11 protein-coding genes are annotated in these 11,681 nt (G+C 61.1%); 4 read left to right on the top strand and 7 right to left on the bottom strand.

Annotated elements, in window-relative coordinates; translation table 11 throughout:
• On the top strand, window positions 1-246 hold a 246-nt coding region (locus AC11W3_RS07455), incomplete at its 5' end, for a hypothetical protein (protein ID WP_484092745.1).
• Between the two features lie 255 nt (window positions 247-501).
• Here AC11W3_RS07455 and AC11W3_RS07450 read toward each other — a convergent pair.
• Both AC11W3_RS07450 and trxB read right to left on the bottom strand, forming a co-directional pair.
• Window positions 502-2,031 (bottom strand): YifB family Mg chelatase-like AAA ATPase, encoded by a 1,530-nt coding sequence (locus AC11W3_RS07450; protein ID WP_484088751.1) that lies wholly within the window; start codon window positions 2,029-2,031, stop codon window positions 502-504.
• A 107-nt stretch (window positions 2,032-2,138) separates the two neighbouring features.
• The gene (gene trxB, locus AC11W3_RS07445; protein WP_484088750.1) at window positions 2,139-3,086 is read right to left on the bottom strand and encodes a thioredoxin-disulfide reductase; all 948 of its coding nucleotides are present in this window, start codon (window positions 3,084-3,086) and stop codon (window positions 2,139-2,141) included.
• Between the two features lie 146 nt (window positions 3,087-3,232).
• On the opposite strand from trxB, the gene AC11W3_RS07440 reads away from it, so the two are divergent.
• The 3 genes from AC11W3_RS07440 to ilvA are packed head-to-tail and all read left to right on the top strand — an operon-like array spanning window position 3,233 to window position 6,247.
• On the top strand, window positions 3,233-3,985 hold the full coding sequence (locus AC11W3_RS07440) for a hypothetical protein (protein WP_484092744.1): 753 nt from the start codon (window positions 3,233-3,235) through the stop codon (window positions 3,983-3,985).
• A gap of 43 nt (window positions 3,986-4,028) precedes the next feature.
• Window positions 4,029-5,018 (top strand): cation diffusion facilitator family transporter, encoded by a 990-nt coding sequence (locus tag AC11W3_RS07435; protein ID WP_484088748.1) that lies wholly within the window; start codon window positions 4,029-4,031, stop codon window positions 5,016-5,018.
• A 20-nt stretch (window positions 5,019-5,038) separates the two neighbouring features.
• Window positions 5,039-6,247 (top strand): threonine ammonia-lyase, encoded by a 1,209-nt coding sequence (gene ilvA / locus AC11W3_RS07430; protein ID WP_484088747.1) that lies wholly within the window; start codon window positions 5,039-5,041, stop codon window positions 6,245-6,247.
• 125 nt (window positions 6,248-6,372) lie between these two features.
• On the opposite strand, the gene recQ is transcribed toward ilvA, so the two are convergent.
• The 5 genes from recQ to rpoD all read right to left on the bottom strand — a co-directional run.
• A complete protein-coding gene (recQ, locus tag AC11W3_RS07425; RefSeq protein WP_484088746.1) occupies window positions 6,373-8,202 on the bottom strand; it encodes a DNA helicase RecQ in 1,830 nt (609 codons plus the stop codon).
• 12 nt (window positions 8,203-8,214) lie between these two features.
• On the bottom strand, window positions 8,215-8,886 hold the full coding sequence (locus AC11W3_RS07420) for a TIGR04282 family arsenosugar biosynthesis glycosyltransferase (protein WP_484088745.1): 672 nt from the start codon (window positions 8,884-8,886) through the stop codon (window positions 8,215-8,217).
• 113 nt (window positions 8,887-8,999) lie between these two features.
• On the bottom strand, window positions 9,000-9,866 hold the full coding sequence (folE2, locus tag AC11W3_RS07415) for a GTP cyclohydrolase FolE2 (protein ID WP_484088744.1): 867 nt from the start codon (window positions 9,864-9,866) through the stop codon (window positions 9,000-9,002).
• Window positions 9,867-9,956: 90 nt separating this feature from the next.
• Window positions 9,957-10,637 carry a 7-cyano-7-deazaguanine synthase QueC gene (gene queC / locus AC11W3_RS07410; protein WP_484088743.1) on the bottom strand — a complete coding sequence of 227 codons (681 nt, stop codon included), beginning with the start codon at window positions 10,635-10,637 and terminating at the stop codon, window positions 9,957-9,959.
• A 160-nt stretch (window positions 10,638-10,797) separates the two neighbouring features.
• A partial coding sequence (gene rpoD / locus AC11W3_RS07405; protein ID WP_484092743.1) for an RNA polymerase sigma factor RpoD occupies window positions 10,798-11,681 on the bottom strand: 884 nt, incomplete at its 5' end.

The following is an 11,681-nucleotide window of genomic DNA, read 5'->3' as shown; positions in this document are numbered from 1 at the left end:
TTCGAAGACTGTATGGCGATCATACAAGCAAAAGTCGGCAACGTTGTGGATTTTGCCATTGAAGGAGGAGTGCCAGGAGCTGTCGCTACTGACGATGACCCCAGCATCTTGGTCATCGAATTGGTCTGCTGTGATATCAATGATGAATTCGTCCAGTTGGAGCCATGCGTGACGACGACTATGGCGCTCCCCAAGCACATAGAAAGAACGGCCGCATTTGTTGACCTGAAGGTATTTTGCCAATAGAAGTGACGCGTCGCTGCAAGCGCCATGGGGGAAGTCATGAAATGTCACCAAAGAGCACGTTGACGGATTGCTCCTCAAGATTGCAAGACGGAATCGGGAAGCGAGCTGAAATAGAATTTCCTGGACTGGATCATTCATGGGCTAAGAGGAGCTCTTGAAACCGATGAATTTCGGAATCCCGAAATTGGGGCTTAACCTGCTGATTCTACATTATCTGAGCCAGCGCAACCTGGCGACTAGGCGTCTTCCGCGAGCTCACCCCGTCTTCCTGTCCAGGCTGCGGTACTGGATGGCCTCGGAAATGTGCTGCTCGGTTATACCCGGGCTCCCTTCCAAATCGGCGATGGTGCGGGCGACTTTGAGGATTCTGGTGTAGCTTCTGGCGGAGAGGCCGAGACGGTCGGTGACGACTTCGAGCATCCGGCTTCCGGCGGCATCGGGCTCGCAGAACTTGCGGATCATCCGGGCTGTCATCTGCGCGTTGCAGCGTACCTTCGTCCCCTTGAAGCGCTCTTTCTGCACCTCACGCGAGCGCGCCACGCGCGCCGCGATCTCCGCCGAGGTCTCGCTCTCGCCGCGGTCGGCAAGGTCGCGGTACTTCACCGCTGGCACTTCGATGTGGATGTCGATGCGGTCCAGGAGCGGACCTGAGATGCGGGAGCGGTAGCGCTGGATCATGAGGGGGGTGCAGGAACAGAGATGGACCGGATCGCCCTGGTATCCGCAGGGGCAGGGATTCATGGCGGCGACGAGCATGATGCGGGAAGGATAGGTGACGGAGGAAAGGGCACGGGAGATGGTGACCTTCCCGTCTTCCATCGGCTGGCGCAGGACTTCCAGGACGTGCTTCTTGAACTCGGGAAGCTCGTCCAGAAAGAGGACGCCATTGTGGGAGAGTGAGACTTCGCCGGGTTTCGGGGTGTTGCTGCCGCCGATGAGGCCGACGTCGGAAATGGTGTGGTGGGGGGAGCGGAAGGGGCGGGTGGAGATCAGCGCGTGGTCGCGCTCCAGGAGGCCCATGACGCTGTAAACCTTGGTGGTCTCGATCGCCTCCTCGAAGAGCATGGGGGGGAGGATGGAAGGGATGCGCCTCGCCAGCATGGTTTTCCCGGAGCCTGGCGGGCCGATCATCAGGAGATTGTGCGACCCGGCCGCGGCTACTTCCAATGCCCGCTTGGCGTGCTCCTGCCCCTTCACCTCGCTGAAGTCGTCGCCTGCTTCTCCCCCTTGGCTGAAGAGCTCCGCCACGTCAGCATCGTACGGAGTGATCGCCTTCGTGCCGTTCAGGAACCCGACCACCTGGGACAGCTCGGTGACCCCGATAACCTCGATCCCCTCGACGACTCCCGCTTCGCCGACGTTATCGGTAGGGATGATGATCCCTGCGAGACCCGCTTCCCGCGCCGCCACGGCAACCGAGAGGCACCCGCGTACCGGCTTCACGCCGCCGTCCAGCGACAGTTCCCCCAGCAGTACATAGCGCTGCAGCAACTCCGGCTTGACCACGGCGGTCGCCGCCAGGATGCCGATGGACATCGGCAGATCGAAAGACGCCCCCTCCTTCTTCACGTCGGCGGGGGCGAGATTGACCGTTATCTTTCTGTTGGGGAAGTCGTATCCGGAGTTCTTCAGCGCTGCCTTGACCCGGTCCTTGCTCTCCTTGACCGCGCCTTCCGGCAGGCCGACGGTCGCCAGCTGCGGCAGGCCCTGCGCTATATCGACCTCGACGTCGATGAGGATGGCGTCAATGCCTAGCAGCGCGCTGGAGAGGACCTTTGCGAGCATGAGAACTCCAGGATCAACCTTTCAGGTGGCGGGATCGGTGGGCTCTGCGACAAAGTAGTATCTTCGCTCGACTGGTGTTTCCTCGGGCTGATTCCAGCCCAAACCTGCTACTTCAGCAACTCCAGGTACCGCTCGGCATCGAGTGCCGCCATGCAGCCGGTGCCGGCGGAGGTGATGGCCTGCTTGTACATCCTGTCCTGCACGTCGCCCGCGGCGAAAACGCCGGGCACGCTGGTATTGGTGCAGTTCCCCTCGTTACCACCGCAGGTCCGGATATACCCCTCGTCCATTTCCAGCTGTCCCTGGAAGATGGCGGTGTTCGGCGTATGGCCGATGGCGATGAAGCAGCCGTGGACCGGGATGACCTTGTCCGAGCCGCTGGCATGGCGGATCCTGATGCCGGTGACGCCACCTTCATCTCCCAGCACTTCCTCGAGATTCTGGTTCCACTCGATGGTGACGTTGCCGTTCTGCGTCTTTTCGATCAGGCGGTCGACCATGATCTTCTCGGCCCGGAAGCGGTCCCTGCGGTGAACGATGGTGACGTGGCTGGCGATGTTGGCGAGATAGAGGGCCTCCTCGACTGCCGTGCTCCCGCCGCCGACGACGGCGACAGGCTTGTTGCGATAGAAAAAGCCGTCGCAGGTAGCACAGGCGGAGACCCCGCGCCCCTTGTAGTTCTGCTCGGAGGGGAGGCCGAGGTATTTTGCCGAGGCTCCCGTTGCTATTATGAGCGCGTCGCAGCTGTAGGTGCCGTTGTCGCCTTTGAGGACGAAGGGGGGCTTCATTGCCTGCGCCTCGCTTATGTGGTCGTAGATGATCTGGGTGCCGAAACGCTCGGCATGCTCATGCATCCGCTGCATCAGCTCGGGGCCCAGCACTCCTTCCGGGTCGCCCGGCCAGTTATCTACCTCCGTCGTGGTCATCAATTGCCCCCCTTGCTGCAGCCCGGTGATGAGGAGCGGGTTCAGGTTGGCCCGTGCTGCATAGACGGCAGCGGTGTATCCGGCAGGACCTGATCCGAGGATGATGAGACGGTGGTGAGTTGCTTCCATTTGGTGAGACCTCCAGCATGGTTTTCGCGGGAAGATATCAGTATATCCGCAAAATTGCAAGGCGGCAAACCGCGTAACTCATTGACCGAACTAGGCGCCTCTGCTAAGATCGAATCAACTTGGAATATAATGAAGCGGAGGGCAGTATGAAAAAGATTATCGTTTTGGCCTTATCCCTGGCTGTTTTGGGAGGGACTCAGGCAATGGCAAAGGACTTGGGATTCAAAGCTCCGATCACCCAAAGCGAGTTCAAAGACCTCTCCAGGGAGGCAGGCGCCGCCATCTCCTTCAAGAACACGGCGACGGCTGAACCCCTCGGCCTTACCGGATTCGATGCCGGGATCGAGGTCTCTGCCGTGGATATCAAAAGCGGAAACAACAACTACTGGGACAAGGCCTTCGCCGGGGACGCGCCGTCCTTCCTCTTCCTTCCCAAGCTGCGCGCCCGCAAGGGGCTCCCGCTTGGCATCAACGTGGGCGCCATGTACTCGTATGTTCCCGATTCGAACATAAAGCTTTACGGCTTCGAGGTGAGCAAGGCGATCCTGGAAGGTGGCGTTGCCACTCCGGCGCTCGGCATCCGCGCCACCTATTCGAGACTGGCCGGGGTCAAAGATCTTGACCTCCAGACCGCGGGTGTCGACGCATCCATCAGCAAGGGCATCCTGTTCCTCACTCCGTACGCCGGGGTGGGGGCTAACTGGATCAACAGCAAGCCGACCGGCAACCTCAAGACCATCACTGCCACTGCCGGTGCTGCTCTGAAAACCGAAGATATCTGGCAGCCACGCGGCTTCGCGGGCGTAAAGGTGTCACCTCTCCCATTCTTCGCCATCACCGGCGAGGTGGAGTACCAGGTGCGCCCGACGTACTCGCTGAAAGCGGCCGTCGGCTTCTAGGTACCAGGAAAAGGGGAGTGGACGACTCCCGCCGGGGTACATCATGCACGCCGAGACCCATCTGGACCAAAGCATAGCGGGACGTTTCAAGTACGCCATCTTTCTCACCGGGGCGACCCTGATCGCGGAACTGGCCGGGGGGCTCTGGACCAACTCCCTGGCCCTTTTATCCGACGCGGCCCACGTCTTCCTCGACCTCTTCGCGCTGCTCCTCTCCCTCGGCGCCATCAAGCTCGCCTCCTATCCTGCCAGCGACACGCGCACCTTCGGGTGGCACAGGATGGAGGTGTTCGCCTCCTTCATCAACGGCGCCACCGTCTTCTTGATCGCGGCCATCATCTGCTACGAGGCGATCGGCAGGATCACCAGTCCGGAAGAGGTGAAGAGCCTCCCGATGATGATCATCGCCGCGGTCGGCCTGGCCATGAACCTCTTCGCCGCCGGCGCCCTTCATGGGCACTCGCATGACGACCTCAATGTGCGCAGCGCCTTTCTCCACATGATCGGGGACGCAGCCGCATCCGTTGGCGTCATCGTAGGCGGTGTCATCATGTACTTCACCAACTGGTACCTCCTCGATGCCGTGATCTCCATAGGTATCGGCTTCGTCATTTTCTGGGGCTCCTGGCGGGTGGTGCGGGAGGCGGTCCATATCCTCCTCGAGGGGGTGCCCGCCAACATCGACGTGCACCAGGTGACCGCTGCGATCGGTGAGGTGGAAGGGGTGGAAGAGGTCCATCATGTCAATATCTGGACCATCTGCTCCCATATCATCGCCCTTTCCGGCCATGTAGTCGTCCCCGCCGGGGTCAAGGAGCATGGCGGGCTGATCAGGAAGATCGAGGAGCGGCTCTTCGAGCGCTTCCACATCTCCCACACCACGCTCCAGCTGGAGACGGTCCGCTGCACCCCTGTACAGGGCGCCAAGCAGTTCCGCCATCGCCCGCGTGCGTCTTCGCTTGCGCACGCACACGCGCACCCGCACCACCACTGCCACGACGGCGTATGCAGCACCCACGACCACCATCACTAATCCCTTTCGGACGGTAGCTAATGCTCGATTACAACCTGATCCTCGACGCGGCCCACAGACTTAAGAAGAGGGTGCGTCGCACGGAGCTGATCCACGCCCAACATTTCAGCGAGCGGCTCGGCCTGCCGCTCTATTTCAAGTGCGAGAACCTGCAGAGGACCGGCGCCTTCAAGATCCGCGGCGCGCTGAACTTCATGACCGCCCAGTCACGTCAGGCGCTTTCCGGCGGGGTCATCACCGCCTCGGCGGGAAATCACGCCCAGGGGGTGGCCTTTTCCGCCGATCTCCTCGGGGTCAGGGCCACGGTCTACATGCCGGAGAGCACGCCGCCGCAGAAGGTCTTCGCCACCCGTGATTACGGCGCGGAGGTGGTGCTGGAGGGGAAGAATTTCGACGAGGCCTGTGCCGCGGCCCTCAAACAGGCCGAGGTCAGCGGAGCACTCTTCGTGCACCCGTTCAACGACCCGCTGGTGATGGCGGGGCAGGGGACCATCGGTCTGGAACTGCTGGAGGACCTCCCTGACCTGGCCAACCTCCTCGTTCCCATAGGCGGCGGAGGGCTGATAGCGGGCATCGCCCGTGCCATCAAGGAGACGCACCCGCACGTCAGGATCATCGGGGTGGAATCTTCCGCAGCACCGTCTATGCACCTGGCTCTGCAGAAGGGGAAGGTGGTGACGGTCCCGATCCACGCCAGCCTTGCTGACGGCATCGCTGTGAAGACCGCAGGGAGCGGCACCTTCCCCGTGGTGAGCGAGTTGGTCGACGAGGTGGTGCTGGTCGAGGAAGAGGAGATAGCCCAGGCCATCGTTTCGCTGCTGGAGAGGAACAAGCTGATGGTGGAGGGGGCGGGGGCGGTCGGACTGGCGGCGCTCCTGAACGGGAGGGTGAAGCGGCTTTCGGGGAAGACGGTGGCACTTCTTTCCGGCGGCAACATCGACGTCAAGACCATCGCGGTAGTGGTCGAGAGGGGCCTCCTGGCGGCAGGGCGCTATCTGAAGCTGAAGGTGGAGCTCGATGACGTGCCGGGAGCGCTGGCAAGGCTGGCCGCCGAGATCGCGGAGGCGAGGGCCAATATCTCCATCATCACCCATGACCGTCGCTCGAAGTCGTTGCCCATAGGAAAAACCGAGGTGCTGGTCGAGCTGGAGACCAGGGGAGGGGAGCATATCCAGGATGTCATCAGGCACCTGTCGAACAGCGGCTACCTGCTGGAGGTTATGAAGTAGCATTTTCCCTCTCCCCGCGGGAGAGGATGGCCGCTGGCCGGGTGAGGGAAGCTGACGTTACGGTTGCCGGTGCTGCTCCGTGGCGTGCCCTCATCCTAACCCTACCGGAGGGAGAAGGGCCTCTTTTACGTCTCGTCGGGCTCATTCTCTTCGGACTCGGCCGGATCACCCTGCCGGTGCGCCTTGATCACCCTCAGGAAAGCATCTCCATACCTGACAAGCTTGTGCTGGCCCACGCCGCTTATCTTTAACAACTCCCACTTGTCCTTCGGCATCTGTGCGGCCATCCCGGCCAACGTAGCATCGGCAAAGACCACGTACGGCGGGACCTGCTGCTCGTCGGCGATCTCCTTGCGCAGGGCGCGGAGTTCCTGGAAGAGGGCGTCGTCGTAGCTCGGCTTCTTCGCCGCCGTCTTGGTCTCCACAACCCGCGTGTCCCTCGGTCGGGCAAGTTCGAGTCGCTCCTCACCTCTCAAAAGGGGTCGCGCCCGCTCAGTCAGCTTCAGCACCGAAAAATTCGCCACATCCTGCTCGAGATATCCCAGGTGCACGAGCTGCCGTAAAAGGTTGCCCCAGGCGTCCTGTGACAGGTCCTTACCGATGCCGTAGGTGGAGAGCCTGTCGTGCTTGAGCTCCAGCATGCGGTGGTTCTGCGAACCGCGCAGCACGTCGATCACGTGTCCCATCCCGAAGCGCTGGCCGACCCGGTAGACGCAGGAGAGTGCCTTCCTGGCCGCTTCGGTGGCATCGAACCTCTCGGGAGGACTCTGGCAGATGTCGCAGTTGCCGCACTCCTTTTCCAGGCGCTCGCCGAAATATCCCAGCAGTACTCTCCGCCGGCAGGTCTGAGCCTCGGCAAACCCCGTCATGCAGTTCAACTTGTGCAGCTCGATCCTGTTCTGCTCGGCGTTCCCCCCGTTTTCGATCAGTGCCCGGGAGATGGCTATGTCGCCGTAACCGAAGAGAAGGAGCGCGTCCGCCGGCAGGCCGTCACGCCCGGCGCGGCCGGTCTCCTGGTAATAGCTTTCGATGCTCTTGGGCATGTCGTAATGGACCACGAAGCGGACGTTCGACTTGTCTATCCCCATGCCGAAGGCGACCGTCGCGACCACCACCTTCAGGTCATCCCTCAGGAACTCCTCCTGGACCCTGTGGCGCTCCTTGTCGGGGAGTCCGGCATGATACGGCGCGGCTTTAAAACCGGCGGCCTCGAGCTTCTTCGCCACCTCCTCCACCCTTTTCCGAGAAAGGGCGTAGACGATGCCTGCCTCTTCCCTGCGGCTGGCCAGAAAGGCGGTGAGCTGGTTGAAGGGCTTGCTCTTCTCGATGACGGAATACCTGATATTGGGCCGATCGAAGCCGGCGATATAGCAGGTGGCGCCGGCGAGGCCGAGACGGGAAAGTATGTCGCTCCTCGTCTGGTGGTCGGCGGTGGCGGTGAGGGCGATCATCGGGATGGACGGGAAGATCTCCCTCAGCGCGCCGAGTTGGGCGTACTCAGGGCGGAAGTCATGCCCCCACTGGGAAACGCAATGGGCTTCATCGATGGCGAAGAGGGAGATGGGGAGAGACTTGATACGATCGATAAAGCCGTCGCTCAGCAGCCGCTCCGGAGCCACGTAGAGAAGTTTCAGCTCGCCTGCGTGCAGTTGGGCCAGGACTCTCCTCGACTCTGCCTCGCCTAGCGCCGAATTGTAGCAGGCGGCGGCGACGCCGTTTTCGCGCAGGGCGTCCACCTGGTCCTTCATCAGCGAAATGAGCGGCGAAACAACGAGCGCGGTACCGGGGAGGCAAAGTGCCGGGACCTGGTAGCAGAGGGACTTCCCGCCGCCGGTCGGCATGAGGACGAAGGCGTCTCCGCCGGAGATCACCTTCTCCACGATCTCCTGCTGCGGGGAACGGAAGCTTTCGAAGCCGAAGACTTCCTTGAGAATGGAGAGAGGCGAGGCCGTCATATCTGCACCGGTTTAGACCGCATCCGCAGCGCGGAGGATGGCCAGGTCGAGGCCGGAGATGAAGTGGCGCGTGAGGGGAGCGCCGCTATGAGCGTCGCTGAGGCCGGGGCGGTAAAGATCATCGATGCAGTCGACGTCGTACCAGGTCGGGAGGAGGGCCGGGGCGAGACCGGCGTTTTTTGCCTTCTCGAGACTTTGTTCCAGCACCTGCGGCGTCGACCAGGAGATGCCGCGGAAAAGATCGGCACAAGGAGAGTTGAGGGCGACGAGGTAGTACCCCCCGTCTTCCGCAGGTCCGAAGACGACGTCCTTTCCCGACTCCATCTCATCGAAGGCCTGCGAGATGAACCCGACGGGGAGGTCAGGGGCGTCGGTGCCTATGACGACGGTTGCGCGGTATCCCTTCGAATCGAGGGTGGTGAAGGCATGCTCCAGTCGTTTCCCCAGGCACTCACCGTTTTGGGGAATCAATGGCAGCCCCGGGCATGCCTGCCGGAAGAACGCGGTATCCCCGTCGTAAAAGATGAAGGTATCGGTTCTCAGGCTGCGGACCCTGGTGACGGTGTCGAGCAGCATGCAGCGGTAAAGGGCGGCGCTCTCCTCCGGGGATAGGGGAGGGGTCAGCCGCGTTTTCACGCGACCGGGAACTGGAGCTTTGGCGAAGATGGCGACGGCACGTTTCATTAGAAGTGGGTGTCTTAAAGGGGTTAAATGAGGCGGTAAATGTAGCGTTGTCCACAGTTTTCGGGTTTTTCAACAGAGTTATCCACAGTCAAAGCCTTGACTTCAAGAGATGGTTAAGACTTTGATCTCTCTATCGCGGCATAGGCCGAGTGCTTATGGATGGATTCGAAGTTTTCTGCCTCTACTGAAAACCACGTGATATTCTCGGTGTTTAGCAGCCGGACTGTCGCTTCCCGGACCATGTCCTCCACAAAGCGCGGGTTTTCGTAGGCCCGTTCGGTGACGAATTTTTCGTCTTCCCGCTTGAGGAGGGAGTAGACGGGGGATGATCCGCACTCTTCGATGATCTCGATCAGATCTTCAATCCAGATGAACTCGCTGTAGCGGACCTGCACCGTCATGATGGAGCGCTGGTTGTGGGCTCCGTAGCTGGAGAGCTCCCGGCTGCAGGGGCAGAGTGAGGTGACGGGGACCTTGACGCCCAGGACGAAGTCGAAGCTGTCCGAGAGAGAGGCGCTGAAGGTGCAGGTATACTCCATGAGGCTCTTGGCGCGGGAGACCGGGGCGGACTTCTCGATGAAGTAGGGGAATTCCATCTCCAGGTGCGCGCTCGAGGCGCCCAGCTTTTGCTTCATGCTCGCCAGGATGATCTCCATCTTGTCGAGGGCGATCTCCTCCCGGTACGTGTTGAGTATCTCCACGAACCGGCTCATGTGGGTTCCCTTGAAGTGGTGGGGCAGGTCGACGTACATGTTGATGCGGGCGACCGTGCTCTGGAAGGACCTGTTCTTGTCCATGACCACGATGGGGTAGGAGATGTCCTTCACCCCGACCTTGCTGATGGGGATGTTGCGGGTGTCCCGGGTGAGCTGCACGTCTGAGAGCTGCTTCGATAATCTTGGAGTGGTCTGCCCTTCAGCGGCGGCGGAACTCTCCCCCGTCGATCCCGGGACTTCAACTTTATCTTTCTTGTTTGACATGAGTACTCTTCACCTTCCAGCCGGCGAATGCTGGCGCAAATTATCGTTGGCTCTTACCTTACCACCTGTTCCCGGAAAAATCCCCCGAGTCTACTTGTCCACATACCGGACGGGATCGGTAACCCCCGCCTCGGCAAATCCTTTGAGACGGAGGCGACAGGAGTCGCACAGTCCGCAGGCGGCGCCATCTTCAGTCGGGTCGTAGCAGGAGTGGGTGAGGCCGTAGTCGACGCCCAGGGAGATTCCCTTCTTGATGATCTCGGCCTTGGTGAGGCTGATGAGCGGGGTGTGGATCTTGAACCTTCCTCCCCCTTCGACTCCCGCCTTGGTGGCCAGGTTGGCCATGGCTTCGTAAGCGGCGATGAACTCGGGCCTGCAGTCCGGGTAGCCGGAGTAATCGAGCGCGTTGACGCCGATGAAGATATCGAAGGCGTCGAGCGTCTCCGCCCAGCCCAAGGCAAAGGAAAGGAAGATCGTGTTGCGGGCAGGGACGTAGGTGACGGGGATATCGTCGCCCACCCCTTCCTTGGGGACCTCCATGTCGGAGGTGAGGGCGCTCCCTCCCATCTTCCTCAGGTCGAAATCGACCAGCAGGTGGTCGACCGCGCCGAGCGGACGCGCATTGCGCTTGGCGACTTCCAGCTCGTGGCTATGCCGCTGCCCGTAGCTGAAGCTTATGGCATAGGGGGCGAACCCCTCGTCTTTGGCGATGGCCAGGCAGGTGGTGGAATCGAGCCCGCCGCTGTAAAGGATGACGGCTTTTTTCTGCATCATTCACCTCGTTTGTTGCTGGGAGAGCCAACTCTCCTCAGGAGAGCTCTTGACCTTTCCCGTGGGTCCGCTTTGTCTTTTTCTCTGCGTCACTCTGCGTGAAAGCTTTTCTCTTGCCTGAAAAGCAAAGGCCGCGCCGTTGTCCGGTGCGGCCTTTGGGCTATTCAACGAAGCTCTTGAGCTTCTTGGCCCGGCTGGGGTGGCGCAGTTTCCTCAGCGCCTTGGCCTCGATCTGCCTGATGCGCTCCCTGGTGACCTCGAAGTCCTGGCCCACCTCTTCCAGGGTGTGATCGCTCTTCTCGCCGATCCCGAAGCGCATCCTGAGGACTTTCTCCTCGCGCGGAGTCAGGGTCGAGAGCACCCTTGAGGTCTGCTCGGAGAGGTTCGCCTTGATCACTGCCTCGAGCGGCGAAACCACGCCCTTGTCCTCGATGAAGTCGCCAAGATGGGAATCCTCCTCCTCACCGATCGGCGTTTCGAGGGAGATCGGCTCCTTGGCGATTTTCAGGACCTTCCTCACCTTGTCGAGCGGCAGGGCCATGCGCTCCGCGATCTCCTCAGGGGAGGGCTCGCGGCCGATCTCCTGAACCAGCTGCCGGCTGGTCCTGATCAGCTTGTTGATGGTCTCGATCATGTGCACCGGGATCCTGATGGTGCGGGCCTGGTCCGCGATGGCGCGGGTGATGGCCTGACGGATCCACCAGGTCGCGTAGGTCGAGAACTTGTAGCCGCGCTGGTACTCGAACTTGTCGACCGCCCGCATGAGCCCCATGTTCCCCTCCTGGATGAGATCGAGGAACTGCAGACCGCGGTTGGTGTATTTCTTGGCAATGGAGACGACAAGGCGGAGGTTTGCCTCCACCAGCTCCGATTTGGCGAACTTGGCCTTGCGCTCTCCTTCGTCGATCGCCTTGATGGCGCTTGCAAGCTCGCTGGCATGGAACCCGGACTCCTGCTCGACCTTTTTCAGCTTCTTCTCGACGCTTTTGAGCCGTTTTTCCAGCTTTTGCGCCTCCTCGAGCGTCATCCCCAGCTTTTTGAGCC

The sequence above is a fragment of the Geomonas sp. genome (genome assembly GCF_056994735.1).
The sequence above is the reverse complement of the archived record's forward strand: the minus strand, read 5'-3'. Positions and strand labels throughout refer to the sequence as shown.

Bases quoted from the DNA above. Each gene is read 5' to 3' on its own strand.
- trxB (WP_484088750.1), bottom strand. From the start codon at position 3,086: ATGGAAGCAACTCACCACCGTCTCATCATCCTCGGATCAGGTCCTGCC.
- AC11W3_RS07435 (WP_484088748.1), top strand. From the start codon at position 4,029: ATGCACGCCGAGACCCATCTGGACCAAAGCATAGCGGGACGTTTCAAG.
- AC11W3_RS07420 (WP_484088745.1), bottom strand. From the start codon at position 8,886: ATGAAACGTGCCGTCGCCATCTTCGCCAAAGCTCCAGTTCCCGGTCGC.
- queC (WP_484088743.1), bottom strand. From the start codon at position 10,637: ATGCAGAAAAAAGCCGTCATCCTTTACAGCGGCGGGCTCGATTCCACC.
- ilvA (WP_484088747.1), top strand. From the start codon at position 5,039: ATGCTCGATTACAACCTGATCCTCGACGCGGCCCACAGACTTAAGAAG.
- folE2 (WP_484088744.1), bottom strand. From the start codon at position 9,866: ATGTCAAACAAGAAAGATAAAGTTGAAGTCCCGGGATCGACGGGGGAG.
- AC11W3_RS07450 (WP_484088751.1), bottom strand. From the start codon at position 2,031: ATGCTCGCAAAGGTCCTCTCCAGCGCGCTGCTAGGCATTGACGCCATC.
- recQ (WP_484088746.1), bottom strand. From the start codon at position 8,202: ATGACGGCCTCGCCTCTCTCCATTCTCAAGGAAGTCTTCGGCTTCGAA.
- AC11W3_RS07440 (WP_484092744.1), top strand. From the start codon at position 3,233: ATGAAAAAGATTATCGTTTTGGCCTTATCCCTGGCTGTTTTGGGAGGG.